This is a genomic window from Rhodobacter sp. P2_H5 (genome assembly GCF_056403335.1).
The window spans coordinates 39,082-62,201 of the sequence record NZ_JBFUFS010000001.1 but is presented as its reverse complement, the minus strand read 5'-3'; the positions used below and the strand labels follow the sequence as shown (position 1 = coordinate 62,201).

Sequence of the window (23,120 nt, the reverse complement as noted above, 5' to 3'; positions counted from 1 at the left end):
GTAATTGTTGGTTATGCCCAGCAAAGGGCTAACCCTTTAGCGAAACGACTTTTGTGAGCACAACAAGGTCGGCATCTTCTGCCGCGCGCGACGTAGTCGGCCTTACATGCCCGACGTACTTACGTTCCTCACCCGGCCCCATGTACATCGCGTCTTCGGCCAGCTTATGAAACCTTGCCTGTACGATCCTACTGCCAACAATTAGTTCCACTGGGCTGTTGGAATGGTTAAAAAGTTCAAGAGATATGCAACCCCTAAACCCCGGCTGAAACATCGAATTAAGCGCCATTCCAAGACGGTTGTAGCTGCTTCTGGTAACTACGTCGGCGTACAGGTCATTTGGGAGGCCCACATACTCAAGGGTTGTCGCCAACACCGTCTGGGATGGATACAAAATGAAACTTTCACCTAAATCGCGACGCGACTCTTGGAAAAACATCGACGGGTCGCGAAAGTCGCTCCCCTTTACCAACGTGATGCTTGATTTTCTTGTTTGGACTGAAACCAAAAAGTCACAGCCAAGCCGAAGGTCAATTGAAATTTCACCGACTTGCTCACCGGACAAAATAGGGTCAATGAATATCTGGTCGGCATCGCCACTGTTAAGGCGGCGTGCGATTTCTGACTTAGGGACCAACGGCATCTTTCCACCTCACGCGAATTTCATAATTTCTTAGAGACTTTTCGCAAAGATCGTTCACAATGCTTTCGATCCTTAACAATGAAGTCTCTGCTCGAACCCATGGTGCGGTTCTGTTGTCCAGTTGGTCTTCTAGATATCGCCATGCCGCAGGGAAGAAACCAAAGAATTCTTGATCCGAGGCTATCGGGTAGGTTCTAACATCGTGAAAGCTTGGCGTAACGTCTGGAACGACAAACCTTTGAGCAAGGGCGGGCAGTCCGCGCATAGAAAGCGCGGTTTGGAACATATTCACAATACTGTTAGTTTGCCCAGACAGGAAGTCGTCGACAACGGAAATTCGATCTGACGTCGCCGGGTGAGTTGCTGAGGCCGCTTGCAAACCCCCTAAGCGTACGAGGATTTCATTTAGCGAATTCGCACAATAACATGCTGCGAATAGATCTGCAAAGTGCTCCATTCGATGAACGTGCGCACGCTGCATAGCTTGTGCGTCACCCAAATTGACACCTATCGGTGGTGCGATCATTAGAGTGGTTGCCGATATTTGACTTCTCATATCAATAAAATGGCCAAGCTCGTGAAACAATGGAATACAAAACACCGGTCGATGCTTGTATACGCTTGGAGCCATTATTCGAACAACTGTCGGATCGTAGCCACTTGAGTCATAGTGGACAATCGTGGTTTTAATAAACTCCCATAAGTCGAGTAGATTAAAAAAGAAGCCTATGTCCTCCAAATCCGCATTCGAGATTAATGCATCTATCGAAGTCCACTGCTTAAGCGCAACACGCAGCGCGTACTGAATCTCGTAAGGGCTATCACTGGATCTGCTGCCCTTGACGAACTTCCGTGCGTTCCACAAATGGAATTCAAACGCCTTTACAACATCATCCGGATAAATGCCCAAGTTCGCGAGAACGTGCTCAATTACACTTAATGTTTTTGAGCAGAACTGTTTGAAGCCGTTATCGAAATAGGCGCTCTCAGCAAGCGATGCGAATTCCTGTTGTAAAATGTGCAGGTTGACAGTTGAACGCAACTGAGCCCTCCATGGCCTTTAGAACAACATCGGCTTGCTCTTTTGAAGGACCCTCCGACAAGTCAATTGCCTCAAAGACAGTGCGCAGATTTTGATCTTTTAGCATTTGAACTGCAAGTGAAACAACCTCAACGGGCGTTTCATGAGAGATTCCGCTTGGATCTTTCAATACCACTTTTGCTCGGCTTAGCGTCTTAACGAAAGAATCGAAAAGCGCGCGGGAATAACTATCATCCTTCGATCTTAGCGCAAGGAACATCCGAAAGCTCTCTAGCGCACGATCGCCCTTAGGGGGTGTTGCAGCAAGCATCGCCATCCTCCACTGATTCGCAGATGATGCCTTATTGCGGAGTCAAGCGCAAACTGAAAAATTATATGATTCTCTACAGTTACTTAGCATGGACTTGCATCCAGCCACATGAGGAAACGGGGCCATGGGGGGTGCTGAAGGATCGTCCCGTATACCTAGTCTGAATTGCTGACCACGCCTCCAACTTGATGACGCCCGCGCAAAGCGCAGGCAGACCATAGGGCGATGGCAGGTGGTTTTGCAGGGCACAGTAGCCCTTGGGCCGCCAACACCCACAGGCGGCCCGCTGCGGCGGGCTTTGGCCCATAGCGCAGGGGCCAAAGGTTGCGCCAAGCGCTCACAGCCTACAGCGCCGATCACTCGATGAAATGGCGAGCTACACTACCATCTGCCGAAACTTCGGAAAATGATGATTTGTAACTTGTAACAACAACTTAGTATATGAAAAGGCTAGCGTAAGCGCAGGGGTGTGGAGGCAGTACGCCCCCACGCCCCTTGCCTAGTTTGTTGGGCCGCTATGTTACAAGGCGCGGTTGGTACAGGCCCCGGCAGGTCGGCTCAGAAGGGCGGCTCCTGAAGGGTTTGTCTGCTGGCAGGGACGATAGCAACAGCCCCTCCAAGCTTGCGTTCAGCGACATACTCCACCTTTCGTTCGTCGGCGCTTCCACGCGCAAAGCCCTTTCTTTGGGTATGTTCGCTCTGCGCCAAGTCGAACAGACGGTGCGTGCCTGTCTCCCAGCCCAAGTCTTCCATAATAGAGCGCACCCGGCGCGCCTCATGCGGGGTCATCCTCGCCGTGTCCAGCCCGAGAAGCAGTTTGACGCTGTCCATGGAAACCCGGCCCGTCCGGTTTCCGAACGTCCCCTCCAAGACATCCTTGAAAGCATCTTCGACCATCCTTTTCCCTTGTGCCGCCTGTGCCACGGGCCACAAGTGCTTCGAGAGTTCGATGGGTTCGCCCGCCCGTTCGCGGACCACGGCCTCTGCCCACAGCTGATCGACGTCGGTGGCAAGCCGCTTGAGGTCGATCGTACTTACTTGCACGGGCCAAATGCGCCGGTTCCCGGTCAAGTCGTGCAGATACGCTCCCTCGTTCGTCGTGCCAAGGATGATGCAGTGCCGCGCGAAGGACGACGCATCCCGGGCATAGGCGCGCCGGAACATGTCGATGCAGGTGCTGAGGAAGCGTTTCAGGGTTTGGCTTGCCGTCTTGCTGATACCGTCCAACTCCTGACATTCGACAATCCAAGCCCGAGAAAGGAGTTCGGCTTTGGTCTTGTCATCGCTTTTCAAGTCAAGACTGCCGCAAAACCATTCCGGCCGAACAGCGAGCCGCGCCGCAAGCTGGGATTTTCCGGCACCCTGCGGCCCTTCAAGGACAAGCATGGTGTCGAATTTCACCCCAGGACTCTTGATGCGCCGAACGCCCGCGATCAGAAACTTGCTGCCAAACTCTTTGTTCAAGTCCGAATCTTCGGCCCCGCAGTAGGTGGCAAGCCAAGAATCAAGACGGGTCTGACCGTCCCAGTGCAGGTCATCAAGATACTCGATGACCGGATGGTAGGTCGCCTCGTGGGCAAGGCTGATCAACTCCCGTTTGATGGACGCCGGGGCGGCGCTGAAATGCAACTCTCTGCTGAAGGCACTTGCCAAGATGTCCCCGATGTCGTTCAAGTCTCGCCCCTCTAGACCAAAACCGGTCACCTCGTCGGATTGAGTGAATGCGTTTCTCCTTGAATCAACGCAGAGCAAGGAAAGCGCGTATCGCACGTTCTGAGGCAAGTCGCTTACCGGCTTTCCTTTTTCGGTCACTGGCCAAACCCCCGTGCGGGCATCGAGAAATGCCATCGCCCTCGCGATCTGGCGGATGCCATACTTTACCGGACCGTCTTGCGCCAATATATGAGCGCTAATGGGAAGGTCAGGGTCTGTGATGATCGACAGAACGTGACCCGGTGCGACACCTTTGCCCAGCATCCAGACTGTCGCCGCCAAAACCAACTCTGATCTGGAGGAATACTCTTTGTCTGGCGGGTTCTGTCCGGTCAGGATGACGTTCTGCCACTTCGCATCACGTGGCAAGAAGTCCTCCACATCTGCGGGCAGCGGAAGCGGCACCAAGTCGGCCAGCTCGACTTTCCTTTTCGACAAGGCACTCACGTTAGACGCCGAACTGGCGGGCGTATTGGTTAGAGCAAGTTTCAGCGTGAAATCTGCAGCACCGTATTCCACGGGCGGCCTTTCAAGTTTGACGGGCTCCAAACAAACGGACAGTTCCGGCACTCGACCGGCTGCCCGCTTTGCGTCATTCAACCAGTTGACCGTTGATGGCAGTCGCAGGAGACGGCTTACATCGTGGGTCGGACCGCTCCCTTGAAATGCCGCCAAGAGGGCAGAGTTCAGTCGCTCGGCGGCGCTGATTTCCATCGGTTCAGCCAGCCGCCAGACAGCCTGATAGCCGCCGCCGGTGAACCAATAGGCAGTAGCGGCAGGGACACCCTTGGGCCTCAGACTGGGATCGGCAAGCATCCCCAGAATGCGATCGCGGGCTTGGTCGGACGTCCCCGGATAGTCCTTCGCGTCTAGATCGACGTGGAGGAAACGGGCCGCACTAATGTTGTCCTTTCCGCGCGCGCCGACAAGAAACTCGGCATTCATAAGGAAATAGACGTTCCGCTTGTGCTGCTCCCCGTTGTGGGCAACGACGTAGTGTTCTGCAAGTCCGACCTCCTCTGCTCCGAAGGTCTTGCTCTTGGGGGCAGCCGGGCCGTCGCTTTCCATATGTTCAAGGTGGAAGTCACTCCCGCGCGTAAGCCAACGAATGAATTCAATGCTGCGCTGGGGTTCGGGATGGAGGCCGGTCATTGCTTGCCCTCCACTGCCTGATACTGGCCTGCCAGCCAAGCGTCGATGTCGCTCTTGCGATAGAGAACGCGGTTCCCGATCTTGAAATAGGCTGGGCCTTTCCCTTGCCAACGGCCCTTTTCGAAAAAGGACGTACTCAAACCCAAGGTCTTTGCGAGTTCCTTGGTGTTCAAATAGGCTTCGTTGTCGGATTTGACGGGGCGGCTACCCGCGAACGCGGGCGCTCTGGCGATGAAATTCATGTGTTACCTCGGTCTTGACCCAGACCTTTGCTGGATCGGTTTCAAACTGGGTGCATCTCTTTGCAATCGTTCGAAGACCAAGGCCGGGAGTCTCACCCGATGTTTCAGGGGCCATACCATGGGCACCCGCCTTCATGATTTCGGGCTTTCACCGACCAGCGCTCGTCACGCGTTTTTGGGCACGTCGTCTTCCATGTGGGTCCAGTTATACATCCTCTTCAGGCCCCGGCAACGGGGCAAACGCCCCCAAAATGGGCTGTCCAAAACAATCTAGGAACATCCAAGCCAGAGGGTCGAGGTTGCGTCACTTGGGTGCGGCAATCTTGAGGATTTGTTCTGCAACACGCTCGACCGGCCCGCGCAGTCGCTCCGAATCAATGACGATGTAGCCGCCCGTCACGTCGCCGCTGATCCTGTGGTTCAGCAAGCGTTTCAGCGCATAGTGGGGGATGTCCAGGCTTTCTGCTATAGTGATGAAGGTACGGCGCAGGTCGTGCATCGTGAAATCCAGTCCACAACGCTCGGTGACGCGTGCCGTGAACTTCTTGGTTTCCACAATGTGTCCCACCTTGCTGACGCTCGGGAATACCCACGACGACTGGCCAGCATCGGTCTTGCGCCGCGTGAGAAGTTCCACCAGGAATTCGGACAGGGGTAGGTCAAGTGGATCGCCGTTCTTGGTCGTCGGAATGTGCAAGGTGCGCGCCGGAAGGTCGATGTTTTCCCACCGCAGCCCGCCAACTTCTGACCGACGCATCCCTGTGAACAAGGCGATCAGGAGGAAGTCGCGAGAGTATTCCGGCTCCTCCATTACTGCCGCCCACCAGTCCGGCAGGCTTTGGGCGCTCACGACTCCACGGCGGCGCTTTTCGGGAAACCAAGCGCGTGCCTGTGTCAGAATAGTCACCGGGTTTGCAGGGAACTCGTCGAACCCCGCCGCCGTGAAGTTATACACTGAGCGCAGGTGCCGCATGGTCTGATTCGCCGTCACCTCCCCGTGGTCCTTTGCGATGCGCTGATGCCGTTTTAGAACCATTTGACGGCTGATCTTGACGACTGGCATTTTCCGCCAGTCTTTCAGGTGGATGTTCTGGGTTCGTGTATAAAGGGTTACGGTATTGACTGCCAAAGCGGACCGGGCCGCAAAGAAAGAAGTGAAGGCTTGGTCAAGTGTGATGGCCTCCATCGCCGCTTTGCGCCGGTCGGCAGAGGGGTCTTTGCCCGCCGCCATGTCGCTGAGCACCGCCATCGCTCGTTTGCGCGCATCGTCCACCGACATGACATCGGTGCGCCCGATGGTCACGCGCTTGGTGCGGCGGTTAACCTGACCTTCAACGACGAAGACTTTGGATTGCTGGCCGACCCGAAGCCCGAAGCCGCGCAACATGCTGTCGCGGTGCAGAACCTGCCCCGTCTTGGGCAGTTCGATTTCTTCGACGGCACGTTTGGTAAACTTGAAAGTTGACATTGAGACCTCCTTTGGCCTCAACTCACCTTATGTCGAAAAGGTCGAATTTGCAATCATTTTCAGATACTTATCTCTTCAAGCGCGGTCCAAAACCATCCAACCCCGGCTATCGCGCGCGTAAGGGAGCGAAGGTTTGGACGGGGGTATTAACACTTAAAGTGCTTCAAGGCATATTGCACGTGCAATCCTTTGTTGGACAAACAGCAGGAGGGTCGGACCGGTTTGTCGCTCGCAAGAGCAGCCTCTTGGGCGCGTGGGCAAGCGTCAGACGCGTTGAGTTGCCCACCATCCCAAGGGCGCATTAGTAGGATGCTTAAGTTGGACAGCAGATCAGGACGCGAGCGGCGGAATCGCCAGCGGTCTATCCGATGATCTGCGAGGGTGAGCCCTCTAGTCCTGCCGGTTGGTTGGTTGGATGCAGCCCAACAGACGCAAAATCATTAAATCCCCCTCCGGTGCCCGCTCTCTGTCCCGTTTCAAACAAAGTCCCCAACGGGGATCGTCCGTAAATGTAAACCGCCTTACCTTTATACATACCGAACAGAATCTTTCCCCCTTTCGTGATACTGCGCGTGTACGATCTCGGCCTGCCGGGCGGCCCGTCCGTTTACCTCACAATCCATGTCTATATGGATAATCGCGCCCATTGACCCGTGCCGCGCCTCCTCGCCCAGGAAGCGCGCGATCTCTCCGTGAATATACGAAGTAACAGTCCATAGCCCTCGGTTGGACGAAACAGTGTGAGCCACGGCAATAGTTCCTGTTGGTTCGGCCACCGCTGGCCACAAATCCATTATACGGGTCAGCGCACCGCACGATGCTCCAAGTTTGCAATCTGGCAGAGGCGACGAATGGAACCACTATATTGGACTCCCCTCAGGACGCCAATGGCTAGATCGACAACCTGCGGCAAGAGTGAAGAGCCCTTAAGCCTAGGGCCGCAAAAGCGAACGAAATTTCGTCACTTGATTTCGTACCTATCTAAAAATTGAATATGTCAATATTTTCAACTGTCCCATCAGAACTGATCGCTACAACGAACTTTTAAGAGCAATTATTACAATTTCCAAGCTACAAAACCTAGTCGGCATCGCCACATAAAACCGACTGACAAGCTGAGCTCAAATTAAGCGCCAGTCATGTATCCTGTCCACCAATCACCCGTAAACGCGATTGGAGGCCACCCTTTCATCCAAGAATTGCAGGCACCAAAATGAAATTTGGCGCGGAACCATCTTCACTTGGCCCCCAGTGACGCCCGCAGAAAGTGCTGACAGGACTTCTGCACCGACGCAAAATCGTTCCGTACGCTTGCCTCCAAGAATACCTTGAGGCCCTTACTCGCGTTCTTAGGCACCTCGAGCCCGATCTCCTTAATAAGGGCACACCACCGCTGGGCCGGACCCGTGCTGGTAAGCTCAGCAAGAATTACACGGTCGTTAAGCAGGCGCTCGGAGACATAGTACATCCAACGATCTATCGATATACTCGAAATCATTTCATCGGCGGCTTCTTGGGCCGCCCATGAAACTCCGTAGAGGTTTCCGAGTCGAACACAGAGAATGGCAGTAAAACAAATACTCAGTGCAGGGCCAGGAATGGATGTGCCGAGACTCGCAAGCTCACGCATTGGCGCTGGCTCATTGTAGAAATTATTAGACCCTTGATGGGCGCGAATTACTTTAGCCGCCACCTCCGTGAAAGTGCCAGAACGAAGACTCTCGGGAACATAGTCGAAGCCGTGCACAGCCGTAAGGATGGCATTTAGGCACCGAATTGATCCTGAATTTCCCTCGTTAAATTCCGCCGCATAGGCCTGACCGATCTGCCAGCGTTCCGACTCTTTCAGTTTTGTCCAGAAAGTAACGACCACCAAAATCGCATTGCGAGACGCATGCTCAAGTTGAGCGCCTTTGGCTGATCGAACTGTCGATAGCAGAACGCTGACTGCAGTCCTGAGAAAAAAGTACGGCGATCCGCGAAGCTTTGCAATTTCTGCCGAGTCGGCCGTCAAAGTCTCCTGCGACAATTTCTCGCGGAACTTCTTAAAATCCTCTGCAACAGCTACGCTTTCTTGGCCAAGGATCGCTTGGACGCAAACTCTCAGGCAAATTATAGCTTCTTCCCTAGTCATATACTCATCTTCATCACCGGCGGTGATATCCAACGAGGAGAAGTGGGATATAACAGCCTGAGACTGAAGGAAGCGAAGCGCTTGGGTCGAAGTTAACACACCAAGATCTCTGGCGAGCGAAATGGCCTCGGCGTCAGAAACTGATACCTGAACATCGGAAGAGCCCGAGATATCCGGTCGCTGGAGCAGCTCGCCAATAAACTCCATTCCAAGGAGGCCAAGCTGGTTTTTCAACAGCGCCATCGCTCGCATCCACGTAAAGGATGCAGCAATCTCGTAGTTCTCAGCTTCAAAATTGGTAGCGATCTGCGTACGCTCGCGCTGGCGAAGTTGAGTTGCGAAAGCCGCGATTTGTTTTGGATCGGACATATTGTCGGGAACTTTAGCAACTGAGTTGCTCTTCCACACAACGATTTCATCGCTAGCCATCGATCTTCCTTTCCAGCTCCATTCCGCCGTCTTGCGATCTGAATAGAATGGCCGTGAGATTTTCTGGAACGAGCGATTTGGCACCTTCGAATGCACGTCGCCTCGCGCCACCAATTATAGATGCATTTGGACTAGACTTCTTCGGCCTGTAGAAAACTCGATACGCAAACACCCTACCAGTCTCATCAAAGAAGACAATTCCGTCACACCTCATAAACCCGTTTAGTAACTCCTCAGCACGTTGAAGGCTCAAGAGAGACTCTGCACTTCCCTCGGCACGATATCGCTCAAATTGTGCGAATAGGTCCAATGGTGGATTCAGAACAACGGCATCTTTTAATTCCGTTAGCTTTAGACAAGTCTCATCTTTTGAGCAAGCCAACATCGTGCCATGAGAAGCAGAAAGCCCCTTATCTAACAGCTGAATGAAGTAGGTAATAAACTGATTTCGGTATACTTCGTTTTGTAGAGATGAGGTGCAGGCCTCGCCGAAGTGATTTAAGTCAGGCTGCGTTATTTGGGCGTCTCGGGAGGTCGAAAACATCAACTTCAAGCGGGAACCTTTGCCGCCCACAAGCTCTATTGTATTTTCTCCAACTTTCTTCGCCAAAACCGCCATTTGATCGCTGGTGATTGAAAGCCCGCCAAGTAAATTGACTGATGTTGGGCTGATCGAATACGTAAAAACGCCAAAGCGAATCGTCTTCGCGGTAATTCTTTCAACATAAACAAACCAGTTATCGCCAGATAGCGGCGCGCATTCTTTTAATATTCTCTTGCCGGGAGAGCCCTCCAGCGGCCCGCTGCCAATTTGATAAAACGATGAACCTGGAAATCTGGTTAGGAAGCGTCCAATAGATTCACAGAGTAGTACGGTAGGCGTTAGCTCCACTCCTTCTTCTTTATAGCTTAAGAGCGCACCTGATAGATACGACAACAAATTCTGAGTGTGCCCACAAATAAGTCCTTCGTCCCCGAGAAGATCGTTTATCTTACCAGTCGCCTGGTCTCGAAATGAAATAATAGCGGAGTAAGCCATTGTTTGCCCGCATGTCATGTGCACCCGCAGAAAGCCGTAGGCGAGACACCAAGTCAATTGCCTTTCGTCCTAACCATCCGAAATTGTTGCGGTGTTTGTCGCGACGGTCATAGTGTCGATAGGTCGAGATGTGGTGCTACTATACGCTTTTCTCCGTCTCAAGGGTGACGGTCCTTGCCCAAACGTGGAAGAGCGCCTGTCTGACTCCTTGTTCGATTTCTGATGGGGAGTCTCCTTCAGCTCGCCAAGTGGGGGTGGACCGAGGTGGCGCTGCCAAGTGAAAGCCCCAAAAAGCTGTCGATGGGGGGGGGGCAAGGTCCAAAAACGCCACGGCTTCGAACGCCGATGAAGAGTTGATGAGACTACACTGCCCAGGAGCACCATGCAGAACGTGCATATTCGCTCGGTGTTCAATGCTTTCGTTGGGTTCAAGTTCCCCAGTGAGTCGCAGCTATCGCTTTCGAACCAACAGCGACCAAGGTTCAACGCCCAAGGCCTCGGCCAGCCGCGCAACGATCTTAACCGTTGGGTTGCGGACGCCGCGTTCAACGCCGCTGACATAGGTGCGGTGGAGGTCGGCACGAAAAGCAAGCTCCTCTTGCGAGAGGCCAAGGCGCTCCCGTTCAGCCCGCAAATTTTCCCCAACGACCAACCTGATGTCCATGCAGGTTGTGAAGGCTGGCGCAGCCTATGAATCTACAGACTATGAGTCTCATTTCGTTGTGCGGCTGGTCAAATCGCCACAGTCCAGCCAAGAATGTAGACTATCAGTCACAAATGAACGCGCAGGTGCGAGGGAGGATAGCAACATGGGGCGCAGTACCGCCGAAGCGAGAAGGGCAGATGCCGAAACACTCAAAAGACACCGCATGGTGCTCGGTGCTTGTGTGGACTGCGGAAAGCGTGAGGCAGCAATTCTTGCGGCGAAGGCACCCTGCGACCGGGTTCTCCCATCCGCTAAGCCCTTGCCTGCTCCGCTCCATGCCGTTCTGCCTAGTTCGACCAAGCCTCAGGTCGCGCGGCCCTTACCGACGACAGCGGGGATGAAACGCTGCCCCCATTGTGCCGAGGACATCAAAGCCGAGGCCGTGGCGTGCAGGTCTTGCGGTCGCGACCTTGACTGCGGCGATGAGTCAGAGGGCCGGATGCAGCACGACTTTCAGTTCGGAAAGTGCATTCATTGCGGCTACGCTGAAGCGTGGGTCGCCAAATATGAGAACCTCTGCATTCTTGACCTAAGCAAGCCGCAGAAGGTTGTGCCAAGACAGGTAGCGACCGGCATAACCTGCCCCAAGTGTTCGTCAACCTCGATCACAGATCATAAACGAGGCTTTGGCGTTGGAAAGGCATTGGTCGGTGGGGTGCTCACTGGTGGAGTTGGTCTGTTGGCAGGGTTCATCGGTAGCAACGCAGTCATGGTGACTTGCCTCCGCTGTGGTCACAACTGGCAGGCAGGAAAACGGCGATAGCGAAATCGCCTTTTCGGTTCCGGGGACTTCCCCTTAGCTCGCCAACGGGGGTGGACCGAGGGCGCGCCGTGGGGTGGAAGCCGGAAAAGCCGTTGAGGGGGGGTAGTGCAGGGGTGCAGTTGCCACAGCGGCCCGCTTTGCGCCCGGTTTTGCTAGTAGGGCGTTAGTAGGGGAGAGGGGTCAAATCGCCGCAAATGGCATCGAAGCCCGTCCAACACCACTGGCTCAGAAAGCGCTTTCGTTGTAGTGTGTTAGCTAGCTTGAGCCGACCCAAGGCAACCCTGTCCAAGAGGTCAAGTTTACAATTCGTAAGCAATGGGTCGGCGGTTCGAGTCCGTCTTGGGGCACCAGTTCCTTCATTTCCTTCGCAAAACCGCCTGGAGAAATCCGGCGCACCGGTATCTTTCCGCGTCAGTCCAATGTGGCCTTGACCGGAATCGGCTGGCCGTGTTCGTCGAGTGCCACGAAGATGAAATTGGCTTCCGTCACCTTTTCGCTGTCATGCAATTGCCGCGGGCGGCGCCAGGCATCGACATGAATGGTCATCGAGGTGCGGCCGACCTTGACCAGAGTGGCGTAGAGCGAAACCTCATCCCCCACCTTGACCGGGCGGTGAAAGATCATGCCGTCCACCGCGATCGTCGCACTGCGGCCACCCGAGGTCAGGGCGGCGATGTTGCCGGCGGCAAGGTCCATCTGGCTCATCAGCCAGCCGCCAAAGATATCCCCGGCGGGGTTGGTGTCGGCGGGCATGGCGACGGTGCGGATCGTCGGGTTGCCCAGCGGCGGCTTGTCCTCGCGGCCCATCGGCGGTCTCTCCTTTGGCTTTTTCGGTCCCGGCCATCCTGTCCCCCGGGATGGCGGGCAAATCAAGCCCTCGCTCCGGCCTTTGTGCGGCCAGAGAGAAGATTGCCCAGGCGCGCCGCAGTTTCGGTCACTCGGCCTATTCCGGGTCGTCAAAACCGGCGGGAATGCCGCCGTGCTGGCCTGGGGGCAGACCTGCGTCCTCCATAAGCTCCAAGGCCATGCTGTCGGCATTGGGTCCCGCCGCCGACAATTGGCGCCAGATGTCGCGCGCGGCGGGGGCGATGCGCGGCTCGGTCAGGGCGCGGGCGGTATGCAGCCAGACCGTCAAGCCATCGCTGCGGGCATATTCACGCTTCTTGCGCAGCGCCGCCACCTCTTTGGCCGCGGCAGTGGCAAAACGCACAGCTTCCGCCGGCGGCCATTGGGCCATCTCGTGAAGGTTGACACCCTTGGTAAGATAGAACGCCACCCAGTAGCGCGCAGAGGCGGCCTGCTCGTCCACAAAATGGCGCTTCGCTGCCGCGAGTTTGTCGGCCAGAGCCTGCGCCTCATCGATGAGGGCGGTCTTGGCCTTCTCTTGCTGCCAATTGCTGAACATGGGGTCCTTTCTCGCCAGCGGGGATGGAAAGGAAACCAGCGATCCGGGGATGTCCCTAGCACGACCGGGCGAAGGACCCAAGCACAAGGGCATCCCTTTGGGTCTTTCCGGTTGGCGATGTTAGGAGGAATGGCGGGCAATAAAATGAGGGGCCCCCACCCCTAGGGACCCCTCATCCACCCCACGCGCACCCAGCACCGCACGTGTTTGATAAAAGGTCCAGGACATGATGCCCTTCTCATAAACGTAGCGGAAAACCGCCCCGCAGGCAAAGACCAAGCGTGGAAAACTTGAGCTAATCGCCCGGCGCGGGTGGCCTCAATCCCTCAGGTCGGGGAGGAGGAATGCCACCAGACCCAGCGCCGGCAGGAAGGCGCAGAATTTGTAGACCATCACGATGCCAAGATGGTCAGCCACGATGCCCAGGCCCGAGGCGCCGAAGGCGGCGATGCCGAAGGCCAGACCGAAGAGCAGCCCCGCCACCATCCCGGTGTGCTGCGGCATCAGATCCTGCGCATAGACCACCATCGCCGGAAACGCCGATGCCAGAACCAATCCGGCGGCAGCGGCACAGATGACGCTCGGCACCAGCGGCAGCCAGGGCTGCACGATGGTCAGCGGCAGGATACCAAGGATCGACAGGATGATCACCCGGCGACGGCCGATCCGGTCGCCGATCGGGCCGCCGATGATGGTGCCGGCGGCCACAGCGGCAAGGAAGATGAACAGGCACAGATTGGCCTCAGCCTTGGACAGGCCAAACCGCTCGATCAGGTAGAAGGTGTAGTAGCTGGAATAGGAAACATTGTAGATGAACTTGGACACCATGAGCACGATCAGAACGCTCATCCCCAGCCGCACCACGGCGCGCGGCACCGGCACGGCGCTGCGGGCGCGACTTTTGCGGGCGAGGGCGCGGGCGGCGCCGACCGCGATGTACCAGCGGCCCACCAGATACAGCAGGCCCATCCCGGCCAGGGCGACCACCGCGAACCATTCAATGGCGATCTGGCCGCGCTGCAACACGATGAAGGCGGCCGCCAGCGGGCCCAGCGCCGAGCCGGAATTGCCGCCAACCTGAAACACCGATTGCGCAAAGCCCGGCCGCATTCCGGCACCCAGACGCACGATGCGCGAGGCCTCCGGGTGGAAGATTGCCGATCCAAAGCCGATCAGCGCCACCGAGAGCAGCACCAACAGGAAGCTTTCCGAACGTGCCAGCATCACCAGCCCGATGCCGGACGACGCCATGCCCAAAGCCATGGCATAGGGCATGGGCCGCCGGTCGGTGTAAAATCCGATCAGGGGCTGCAGGACCGACGCGGTGCCCTGAAACACGAAGGTGATCAGCCCGATCTGGGTGAAGCTCAGCGCCAGGTTGTCCTTGAGCAGCGGATAGGCCGCGGGGATCAGCGACTGCATCAGATCGTTGAGGAAATGGCCCAGCGCGACCGCAAGGATCACCGGCAGCACCGTGGATTCAGGCTTGGGCGCGGCAATGGTTTGGGCGGTCGACTTGGCGGGTGATTCGGCGGACATGACGGCCTCGGATAGGATCGAGCGGCACATTGGCCGCCCGATCCGAGAATGGCAATTCCACCGGTGTCTCCGCGGCAGCTTCCCTCATCAGAAAGTGTTCAGGCGAAAGCGCTTTCCTTGCCGAAATGCTTGGTCAGCATGTAATAGACCACGGCGCGGTACTTGTTGCGCTCCGAGCGACCGTAGGTGTCGAGGACGGCGGAAATCGCCTCGTCCAGCGCAGGCCCGTCGGACAGGCCCAGCTTCTTGATCAGGAAGTTCTTTTTGACAGTCTCAAGCTCGCCGGCATTGGTGCCGGCAACGGTCGCCGAATCCGCATCGTAAATGGCCGGGCCACAGCCGATCGTGACCTTGGTCAAAAGAGCGAGGTCCGGATTCATCTTGCATTTGGTCGTCAGATCCTCGGCATATTTCGCAATCAAATCATCCCTCTTACCCATGATACTCTCCCTTTTCATGCCAAAATACCCCAGCGCCCGCAGGCTCTGGATGGGATGACAGCTTAGGTCCGCCCCCCGAAGCCGCAAAGGGAATATTTGCCGCAGGGTCCGGATCGGCGGGAAGGCCACAGGCAAAAGGCCCGCCGGTGAGGGCGGGCCTTGCAGGACTGCGCGGGCAGCTTGCGCTTAGTAGCGGTAGTGCTCGCTCTTGAACGGGCCTTCGACATTGACGCCGATATAGGCAGCCTGTTCCGGCTTCAGCTGGGTCAGCTTCACGCCGATCTTCTTAAGGTGCAGGCGGGCGACTTTTTCGTCCAGCGCCTTCGGCAGGATATAGACGCCCGGCGCATATTCGGCGCCCTTGGTGAACAGCTCCAGCTGGGCCAGAACCTGGTTGGTGAAAGAGGCCGACATCACGAAGGACGGGTGGCCGGTGGCATTGCCGAGGTTCAAGAGACGGCCTTCCGACAGAAGGATGATCCGGTGCCCGTTGGGCATCTCGATCATGTCGACCTGTTCCTTGATGTTGGTCCATTTGTGGTTGCGCAACGCCGCCACCTGAATCTCGTTGTCGAAGTGGCCGATGTTGCCGACGATGGCCATGTCCTTCATCTCGCGGATATGCTCGATGCGGATCACGTCCTTGTTGCCGGTGGTGGTGATGAAGATGTCGGCGTTGGCCAGCTCATCCTCAAGCAGCGTCACTTCATAGCCGTCCATCGCGGCCTGCAGGGCGCAGATCGGGTCGACTTCGGTAACCTTCACCCGGGCGCCAGCGCCGCGCAGCGAAGCGGCAGAGCCCTTGCCCACGTCGCCATAGCCGCAGACGACCGCGACCTTGCCGGCCATCATCGTGTCGGTGGCGCGGCGTATGCCGTCGACCAGCGATTCCTTGCAGCCATACTTGTTGTCGAACTTCGACTTGGTGACAGAGTCGTTCACGTTGATCGCCGGGAAGGGCAAGAGACCCTTCTTGTGCAGGTCGTACAGACGGTGGACGCCCGTGGTGGTTTCTTCCGACACGCCCAGGATGTCGCCGCGCTGCTTGGTGAACCAGCCGGGCGAGGCGGCAAGGCGCTTCTTGATCTGATTGTAGAGGCAGACCTCTTCGTCCGAGGTCGGGACGGCGATCAGGTCGGTCTCACCGGCTTCGACACGGGCGCCCAAAAGGATGTACAGCGTTGCGTCGCCGCCATCGTCCAGGATCATGTTGCAGGTGCCGCCAACGCCGCCGAACTGGAAGATCCGGTCGGTGTAATCCCAGTATTCTTCCAGGCTTTCACCCTTGATCGCGAAAACCGGGGTGCCCGAGGCTGCAATCGCCGCAGCCGCGTGGTCTTGCGTCGAGAAGATGTTGCAAGAGGCCCAGCGCACATCGGCGCCCAGCGCCTTCAGCGTCTCGATCAGGGCGCCGGTCTGGATCGTCATGTGCAGCGAACCGGCGATCCGCGCGCCTTTCAGCGGCTGCGAGGGGCCGAATTCCTCACGGCAGGCCATCAGGCCGGGCATTTCGGTTTCGGCGATGGTCAGCTCCTTGCGGCCGAAGTCGGCCAGAGCGATATCCTTGACGATATAATCGGCGGCCATGCGGCGCACTCCTTGATCCTGTGGTTGGCGGCCAGATAGCATCTACAGGGCAATTCGACAACCGATGGTAAAGACATGAAGCAACCCAGGGCCTGGCAACGCATGCTTTCAGGGCGCAGGCTGGACCTTTTGGACCCCTCTGCCGTCGATATAGAGGTCGAGGACATCGCGCATGGCCTGGCCTTCGTCGCACGCTGGAATGGCCAGACGCGGGGCGACTGGCCCTATTCGGTGGCCGAGCACTCGCTGCTGGTCGAAGAGATCTACCGCAGGCGCGGCGGTGACGATCCGCGCTGGCAGCTGGCGGCCCTTCTGCATGACGCGCCGGAATATGTGATTGGCGACATGATCAGCCCGGTGAAGGCCGCCGTGGGGCCCAGCTATGGCGAGCTGGATGCGCGGCTGACGGCGGCGGTGCACATCCGCTTTGGCCTGCCTGCCGCTTTGCCCGCGGCGATCAAACGCGAGATCAAGCAGGCGGACAAAGTCTCGGCCTGGCTGGAAGCGGTGCAGATTGCGGGGTTTTCCGAAGGGGAGGCCGACAAATTCTTTGGCCGTCCGGCAGATCAGATCTTGAGGGGTCTGGAAATAAGACTGCGTCCGCCCGCTGTGGTGCGGGCGGACTATATTGCCCGGCACAAGGCCTTGTTGGAACAGCTTGGCTGAGACTTAGCGGCCACGCTTGGTTTCCTTGCGGCGAGGCAGCGGGTCGATCCGGGTCGCCAACATCAGGGCGTCTGCAAGCAGGGTTAACATATCTATCTCCATTTGAGTGTTTCGATAATCCGTATATAGGGAGATATCGGCGGTTTTCCGAGTCAAAGAAACTTTTGGGATGTTAGATAGACTATCATGTCAATCGACTGGCGCAGCTTCCCCTCCCTCACCTCGCTGCGCGCCTTCGAGGCGGCGGCGCGGCTGCAAAGCTTTTCGCTGGCGGCGCGCGAGCTGAACGTGACCCATGCCGCCATCGCCCAGCAGGTCCGCGGGCTGGAGGATCATCTGGGCCGCGAGCTGATCTATCGCGCCGGGCGCGGCCTTGCCCTGACGGCCGAGGGCACGCGGCTGGCGCAGGCCCTTGCTGACGGCTTTCGCAACATCGCCCTGGCGCTGGAGGAGGTGAAGGGTGCGGGCCCCGGCGCCCCCCTGCGGGTGACCCTGACGCCGGCCTTTGCGGCGCAATGGCTGATGCCGCGCCTTGGCGCTTTCTGGAAGGCGCATCCCGAAATTGAAATCTCGCTGAACCCCGAAAAGCGCGTGGTGGATCTGCGCCGCGAGGGGATTGATATCGGGCTGCGCTTTGGCAATGGCAAATGGCCGGGGCTGGATGTCGAATTCCTCACCGCCGCCGATTATGTCATCGTGGCGGCGCCCCTATTGCTCAATGGCAAAAGCAATCTTTCTCCGGAGGAGCTGTCCGCCATGCCCTGGGTGATTGAACAGGACTGGCCCGAGGCTTTGACCTGGCTCAAAGGCTTTGGCCTGAAACCGGATGCCATGAATATAGCCTATATGCCAACCGAAGAGCTTGCGCTTTCAGCAGCGCGGCAAGGCTATGGCCTGCATGTCGAAGCCGAGGCCCTGGTGGAGCACGATGTGGAAACCGGCGCCCTGCAGATTGTCGGGCGCGTCAAGGATGACAGCCTGGCCTATTACATGGTCACCCGCCCCGGTCCGAAACGCGCAGAGCTCAAGGTTTTCATCAAATGGTTAAAGGCCGCCCTTTAGGCGGCCAGCAACCCTTTTCAACGACCGAGGCAATCAGATGGCGAGGTCTTCGGGATGCTTGCCCGAGGACAGCGCATCGATGAACCAGCGCGGCTTGCGGCCACGGCCGGACCAAGTGTCTGATGCATCGGCCGGATTGGCATATTTCGCGCTCGCCGGGGCGCGGCGGCGCACGACGGTGGCGCCGGTCAGCTCTTCCAGCGAAAAGCCTTTGGCGCGGGCGAATTCCTGGAGTTCCGAAAGAGCTTCTTTCTTCTTGCGATCTTCAAAAGTGGCAATAGCCTTGACCACTTGAGATTGCAGATCCTTCAACTCTTTAAGCGTCAAATTGTTTAGGTTTTCCACAGCGTCTGTCCTTTTTGTCCCGATAGGGATTTATTAGGAGGCATCGCCGTGAAACGCAAGCGCGAGGCTTTATTTGGGGCTGCGTTTTGCAAGAATACGCTGAAGCGTGCGGCGGTGCATCGACAGCCTGCGCGCTGTTTCCGACACATTGCGGTCACACATTTCATAAACGCGCTGGATATGTTCCCAACGCACCCGATCTGCCGACATCAGATGATCCGGCATCGGCGGAGGAATTTCGCTGCGGGCCAAAAGCGCATTCATCACATCATTGGCATCAGCGGGCTTGGAGAGATAATCAATCGCCCCGATCTTGACCGCCGCAACTGCCGTGGCAATCGCGCCATATCCGGTCAGAACCACAACCCGGCAGTCCGGCCGGGTCTGGTGCAATGCTTCGACCACATCCAGCCCATTGCCATCGCCCAAGCGCAAATCGACCACGGCATAGGCCGGCGGGCGCGCCAGGGCGATCACTTTGCCTGCGGCGACACTTTCCGCGGTTTCAGTTTGAAAGCCGCGCTTGTCCATCGCCCGGGCCAGTCGCTTTACAAAGGCCTCGTCGTCATCGACCAAAAGCAGCGAACGGTCCGGGCCGAGATCGGGTATTGCTTCATCCGCCACGTCTGTCCTCCCCGACCACCGGCCCGTGCAGGGTAACCTAGCTTGCCTTCAGGAAACAAGCAGTCCTGTCGGCAATTTGCTCGGGTGTCGCATCTCTCTGGAAGAAATCGGCAAATCCGGTCTTGGGCAACATCAGATAGGTCATGGTCGTATGATCGACCGTATAGCCCGGGTCACGCTTTTCGGGCAGCTGGTAAAAGACCTTGTAGGCCTTGGCCGCCGCAGCAATCTGCTCTTCGGTGCCGGTCAGACCGACAAGGTGATCGAAATTGCTGACGTAATCGCCCAGGACCTGCGGCGTATCGCGGGCCGGATCGACGGAAATAAAGACCGGAGTCACCTCCAACCCCTGTTTGGCCAGAAGATCCGCCGCCTCGGCATTGCGCGCATTGTCGATCGGGCAGACATCCGGGCAGGAGGCATAGCCGAAATAGATCAGCGCCGGTTTGGCGAGCAGGGTCTGATCGGTGACCGCGGCCCCCTTCGTGTCGCTCAGCGTGAAGGGCCCGCCAATCTGCCCGCCCGCCACCGCGCCACTGCGGCATTCGGCAAAGGCATCGCTGCTTTGGGCCCGCATGATCTGATAGCCCTGCCAACCCAGCAAAGCGGAAAGGGCAACAGCGCCGGCAGCGGCGTAAAACTTGAGCATCGGGTCCTCCATCACGGTCGCGCATTGATCCGACCTTTGCGCATCAATAACAATGCGTGACGCAAGGGGCGAGGGGCCGATTTTCATGAGTCACACAGATGTGCATCCCGGCTTTCGCTATGTCCATGGCGATTGGGTGCGGTTGCGCACGCTCACCATGCTGCGCTGGATCTCGATTGCCGGGCAGATGGTGGTTCTGGTGGTGGCGCCCTGGTACTTCGATCTCGTCCTGCCGATCGGCCCCTGTTCGGTGGCCATCGGCGCCTCGGTCGCGCTGAACATCTGGATCACCCTGGTCTTTCCCGCCAACAAGCGGCTCGCCGATCACGAGGCCATGCTGATGCTGCTGTTCGACCTCGGGCAGATGGTCTTTCTGGTCGGCGTGACCGGCGGGCTCAACAACCCCTTCGCCCTTCTGGTCATCGTGCCCGTCACCATTTCCGCCTCGGCGCTGGAGCTGAAATCGACGATCTTCCTGGGTGGGCTGTCGATCCAGCTCGTGACGGCGATCGGCTTCATCTACAAGCCCCTGCATTTCAAGGACGGCTCTCTGCTGATGCTGCCCACGCAGCTGGAAATCGGGTTCTGGGCGGCGATTGTCAGCGGGACTGTATTCCTCGCCGCCTATTCCCGGCGCATCGCGGTGGAAATGCGGGCGATGTCGGATGCCTTGCTGGCGGCCCAGATGGCGCTGGCGCGCGAACAGAAGCTGACCGATCTGGGCGGCGTGGTGGCCGCCGCCGCGCATGAACTTGGCACTCCCCTCGCTACGATCAAGATGGTCGCCGCCGAACTGTTCGACGAGTTGGCGGGTCAGCCCGGCCTGCAGGACGACGCCAAGCTGATCCGCGACCAGACCGACCGCTGCCGCGATATCCTGCGCTCGATGGGGCGGGCCGGGAAGGATGACCTTCTCTTGCGCCAGGCCCCCCTGATCACCGTGGTGCGCGAGGCGGCGGAGCCGCATCTCAACCGTGGCAAGACGGTCGAGATCACCGACCATGACAGCGCGCCCTTCCAACCCGCCGTTCTCCGCCGGCCCGAGATCATCCACGGCCTGCGCAACCTGATCCAGAACGCGGTGGATTTTGCGGCCTCGACGGTCTGGGTCGATCTGGAATGGCGCAACAGCGAGATCCGGGTGCGGATTGTCGATGACGGCGCGGGTTTCCCGCCCCATCTCATCCACCGCATCGGCGACCCCTTTGTGCGCCTGCGCCGCGAACCCCAGCAGGAGGGCCTGCGCCCGGAATATGAAGGCATGGGTCTGGGCCTGTTCATCGCCAAGACGCTTCTGGAACGTTCGGGCGCCACCTTGACCTTTGCCAATGCCACCGACCCCTTTCTGGCACCCAGCGAGCGCCCGCAACGCGGCGGCGCGGTGGTCGAAGTCGTCTGGCCCGAAGCCGCCCTGCGCGCGCCGGAGAATCTCGTTTCGGGCGAAAACCAACCCAACCTTCCATAGGTCCGCTCAAATCTTACCCGAAAGCCTAACCGTTCGTTAACCGCCACCGCCTTAGGTTGCAGATCGGGATTGTCGGGGATGGCATCATGGATCTGGACTGGGTAACGAGTGTGGAGCTGGCGCTGACCGCCCTGTCAGCTGCCGGGTTGGCTTTGGCGGCAACAGTCTATTGTGAACGACGGCACAGGGCTGCCCGGGTCACGATCTTTACCGAGGATACTTCGGCCACGGTCTTCCTGTTCGATGGCGATATTCTGGTTGACAGCACCCCCTCGGCCCGGGCGCTGCTGGCTGCCAGCCCGGTCAGCGGGTCGGCCTGGGCCAAGCTGATGATCTACCTCGCCCCGCATTTCGCCGAGCTTGAGGCCCGGCTTTTGCAGCTGCCCTATGAAGGCGCGCTGACGCTGGCTTCGGCTCCTGCGCGGGGCAACCCCTTGCTTTTGCAGGCTGAACAGCGGGGCGGCCTGACGCGCGTGCTTCTGGCCGACCCCAGCCGCGAGGACCGGACCCCCGGGCAGGACCTGATGGCGCAGCGCGCCATGCAGGAAGAACTGGACCTTCTGCGCGACACCATCGCCCGCGCGCCCCTGCTCATGTGGCGCGAACGCAGCAACGGCGACATCATCTGGGCCAACGCCGCCTATATGCTGCGCGCCTCCGAGGTGCTGGACGCCGGGCAGGACCTGACCTGGCCGCTGCCCCGCCTGTTCGAACGCCAGGCCAGCGCGCAGGGCATCACCGGCCAACGCCAGAAACTCTCCCCGCGCGAGGTCAAGGCGCAGTGGTATGAACTGACCGGATTTGTCGATGGCGAGGATCGCCTGATCTTCGCCAGCCCGGCCGACGCCGCCGTCCACGCCGAAACCGCGCTGCGTGATTTCATGCTGACGCTGACCAAGACCTTTGCCCATCTGCATGTCGGGCTTGCGATCTTTGACAACCAGCGCCAGCTCGTCCTGTTCAACCCCGCGCTGATGGACCTGACCGGGCTGCCGGCCGATTTCCTCTCGATGCGGCCCTCGCTCTTGTCGGTGCTGGACGGGATGCGCGACCGCAACATGATCCCCGAGCCGAAGGATTACCGCAACTGGCGCCGCCAGCTGATGGAGATGGAGCGCGCCGCCGCCTCGGGTCTTTACGAGGAAACCTGGAGCCTGCCGGGCGGTCAGACCTACCGTGTCATCGGACGGCCGCATCCGAACGGCGCCCTGGCCCTGATGCTGGAGGATATCTCGGGCGAAATGCTGCGCACCCGCCGGTTCCGCGCCGATCTGGAGCTGAGCCAGTCGGTGATCGACGAGGTGGACGAGGCGATTGCCGTCTTCTCTCCGGCGGGGCAGCTGGTAATCTCGAACTCGGCCTATGCGCGGCTTTGGGGCGGGGATCCGGCGGCCTGCCTGTCAGAGGCGACCCTGCGCTCCCTCTCCGGCCATTGGCGCGACCAGTGTTCGCCCAGCGCGGTCTGGTCCCAGCTGGAGGAATTCGCCTCCAACCCCGAGGACCGCGCCCAGTGGAAGGCCGAAGTGCGCCTGCTGGACGGACGCCTGATCGACTGCCGCTTCGCGCCCCTGTCCGGCGGGGCGACCATGACCGCGTTTCGCCTGCGCGATGCCGGAAGCGGGCCGAAGCCGGTCTTGGCCAGCGATGTGAACCTCAAGCGGGCGTAACGGGCGATTTCCTCTGCCGCCAAGGTCGAC

At 58.4% G+C, this 23,120-nt stretch carries 21 protein-coding genes; 5 read left to right on the top strand and 16 right to left on the bottom strand.

Annotated features, from left to right (window positions below; genetic code table 11):
• Positions 1 to 28: 28 nt before the first annotated feature.
• The 8 genes from dcd to AC1DVR_RS00265 all read right to left on the bottom strand — a co-directional run bounded on the left by dcd (position 29) and on the right by AC1DVR_RS00265 (position 10,172).
• A complete protein-coding gene (dcd, locus tag AC1DVR_RS00300) occupies positions 29 to 643 on the bottom strand; it encodes a dCTP deaminase (RefSeq protein WP_477998513.1) in 615 nt (204 codons plus the stop codon).
• Positions 627 to 1,685 carry a M48 family metalloprotease gene (locus tag AC1DVR_RS00295; protein WP_477998512.1) on the bottom strand — a complete coding sequence of 353 codons (1,059 nt, stop codon included), beginning with the start codon at positions 1,683 to 1,685 and terminating at the stop codon, positions 627 to 629. The genes dcd and AC1DVR_RS00295 overlap by 17 nt, the downstream gene beginning before the upstream one ends.
• The gene (locus tag AC1DVR_RS00290) at positions 1,630 to 1,995 is read right to left on the bottom strand and encodes a hypothetical protein (protein WP_477998511.1); all 366 of its coding nucleotides are present in this window, start codon (positions 1,993 to 1,995) and stop codon (positions 1,630 to 1,632) included. The genes AC1DVR_RS00295 and AC1DVR_RS00290 overlap by 56 nt, the downstream gene beginning before the upstream one ends.
• A gap of 558 nt (positions 1,996 to 2,553) precedes the next feature.
• A complete protein-coding gene (locus tag AC1DVR_RS00285) occupies positions 2,554 to 4,860 on the bottom strand; it encodes a virulence-associated E family protein (protein WP_477998510.1) in 2,307 nt (768 codons plus the stop codon).
• Positions 4,857 to 5,102, bottom strand: a complete 246-nt coding sequence (locus AC1DVR_RS00280; RefSeq protein WP_477998509.1) for a helix-turn-helix transcriptional regulator — start codon at positions 5,100 to 5,102, stop codon at positions 4,857 to 4,859. Before AC1DVR_RS00280 ends, AC1DVR_RS00285 begins: the two co-directional genes overlap by 4 nt.
• Positions 5,103 to 5,406: 304 nt before the next feature.
• Positions 5,407 to 6,570 carry a tyrosine-type recombinase/integrase gene (locus AC1DVR_RS00275; RefSeq protein WP_477998508.1) on the bottom strand — a complete coding sequence of 388 codons (1,164 nt, stop codon included), beginning with the start codon at positions 6,568 to 6,570 and terminating at the stop codon, positions 5,407 to 5,409.
• Between the two features lie 1,237 nt (positions 6,571 to 7,807).
• The gene (locus AC1DVR_RS00270; protein ID WP_477998507.1) at positions 7,808 to 9,133 is read right to left on the bottom strand and encodes a hypothetical protein; all 1,326 of its coding nucleotides are present in this window, start codon (positions 9,131 to 9,133) and stop codon (positions 7,808 to 7,810) included.
• A complete protein-coding gene (locus AC1DVR_RS00265) occupies positions 9,126 to 10,172 on the bottom strand; it encodes a hypothetical protein (RefSeq protein ID WP_477998506.1) in 1,047 nt (348 codons plus the stop codon). The genes AC1DVR_RS00270 and AC1DVR_RS00265 overlap by 8 nt, the downstream gene beginning before the upstream one ends.
• 382 nt (positions 10,173 to 10,554) lie before the next feature.
• Here AC1DVR_RS00265 and AC1DVR_RS00260 point away from each other — a divergent pair, with 382 nt between their 5' ends.
• On the top strand, positions 10,555 to 10,866 hold the full coding sequence (locus tag AC1DVR_RS00260) for a hypothetical protein (RefSeq protein ID WP_477998505.1): 312 nt from the start codon (positions 10,555 to 10,557) through the stop codon (positions 10,864 to 10,866).
• Between the two features lie 1,186 nt (positions 10,867 to 12,052).
• On the opposite strand, the gene AC1DVR_RS00255 is transcribed toward AC1DVR_RS00260, so the two are convergent.
• The 5 genes from AC1DVR_RS00255 to ahcY form a co-directional block, all read right to left on the bottom strand.
• On the bottom strand, positions 12,053 to 12,448 hold the full coding sequence (locus tag AC1DVR_RS00255) for an acyl-CoA thioesterase (RefSeq protein WP_477998504.1): 396 nt from the start codon (positions 12,446 to 12,448) through the stop codon (positions 12,053 to 12,055).
• Positions 12,449 to 12,584: 136 nt separating this feature from the next.
• Positions 12,585 to 13,046, bottom strand: a complete 462-nt coding sequence (locus AC1DVR_RS00250; protein WP_477998503.1) for a hypothetical protein — start codon at positions 13,044 to 13,046, stop codon at positions 12,585 to 12,587.
• Between the two features lie 318 nt (positions 13,047 to 13,364).
• A complete protein-coding gene (locus AC1DVR_RS00245) occupies positions 13,365 to 14,585 on the bottom strand; it encodes an MFS transporter (RefSeq protein WP_477998502.1) in 1,221 nt (406 codons plus the stop codon).
• Between the two features lie 98 nt (positions 14,586 to 14,683).
• On the bottom strand, positions 14,684 to 15,025 hold the full coding sequence (locus AC1DVR_RS00240) for a DUF2853 family protein (RefSeq protein WP_477998501.1): 342 nt from the start codon (positions 15,023 to 15,025) through the stop codon (positions 14,684 to 14,686).
• A 186-nt stretch (positions 15,026 to 15,211) separates the two neighbouring features.
• Complete coding sequence (gene ahcY / locus AC1DVR_RS00235; RefSeq protein WP_477998500.1) at positions 15,212 to 16,612, bottom strand: adenosylhomocysteinase; 1,401 nt, start codon at positions 16,610 to 16,612, stop codon at positions 15,212 to 15,214.
• A 75-nt stretch (positions 16,613 to 16,687) separates the two neighbouring features.
• On the opposite strand from ahcY, the gene AC1DVR_RS00230 reads away from it, so the two are divergent.
• Both AC1DVR_RS00230 and AC1DVR_RS00225 read left to right on the top strand, forming a co-directional pair.
• Positions 16,688 to 17,278, top strand: coding sequence for an HD domain-containing protein (locus AC1DVR_RS00230; protein ID WP_477998499.1), 591 nt, complete (start codon positions 16,688 to 16,690; stop codon positions 17,276 to 17,278).
• A 186-nt stretch (positions 17,279 to 17,464) separates the two neighbouring features.
• Positions 17,465 to 18,340 carry a LysR family transcriptional regulator gene (locus tag AC1DVR_RS00225; RefSeq protein ID WP_477998498.1) on the top strand — a complete coding sequence of 292 codons (876 nt, stop codon included), beginning with the start codon at positions 17,465 to 17,467 and terminating at the stop codon, positions 18,338 to 18,340.
• A 33-nt stretch (positions 18,341 to 18,373) separates the two neighbouring features.
• Here AC1DVR_RS00225 and AC1DVR_RS00220 read toward each other — a convergent pair whose 3' ends face one another.
• The 3 genes from AC1DVR_RS00220 to AC1DVR_RS00210 all read right to left on the bottom strand — a co-directional run bounded on the left by AC1DVR_RS00220 (position 18,374) and on the right by AC1DVR_RS00210 (position 19,958).
• On the bottom strand, positions 18,374 to 18,685 hold the full coding sequence (locus AC1DVR_RS00220; protein WP_477998497.1) for an H-NS histone family protein: 312 nt from the start codon (positions 18,683 to 18,685) through the stop codon (positions 18,374 to 18,376).
• A gap of 69 nt (positions 18,686 to 18,754) precedes the next feature.
• A complete protein-coding gene (locus AC1DVR_RS00215) occupies positions 18,755 to 19,309 on the bottom strand; it encodes an ActR/PrrA/RegA family redox response regulator transcription factor (protein WP_477998496.1) in 555 nt (184 codons plus the stop codon).
• A gap of 37 nt (positions 19,310 to 19,346) precedes the next feature.
• The gene (locus tag AC1DVR_RS00210; RefSeq protein ID WP_477998495.1) at positions 19,347 to 19,958 is read right to left on the bottom strand and encodes an SCO family protein; all 612 of its coding nucleotides are present in this window, start codon (positions 19,956 to 19,958) and stop codon (positions 19,347 to 19,349) included.
• 85 nt (positions 19,959 to 20,043) lie between these two features.
• Here AC1DVR_RS00210 and regB point away from each other — a divergent pair, with 85 nt between their 5' ends.
• Positions 20,044 to 21,423: a sensor histidine kinase RegB gene (gene regB / locus AC1DVR_RS00205; RefSeq protein WP_477998494.1), complete on the top strand. Its 1,380-nt coding sequence runs from the start codon at positions 20,044 to 20,046 to the stop codon at positions 21,421 to 21,423.
• 86 nt (positions 21,424 to 21,509) lie between these two features.
• The gene (locus AC1DVR_RS00200; protein ID WP_477998493.1) at positions 21,510 to 23,090 is read left to right on the top strand and encodes a PAS-domain containing protein; all 1,581 of its coding nucleotides are present in this window, start codon (positions 21,510 to 21,512) and stop codon (positions 23,088 to 23,090) included.
• Positions 23,091 to 23,120 lie beyond the last annotated feature (30 nt).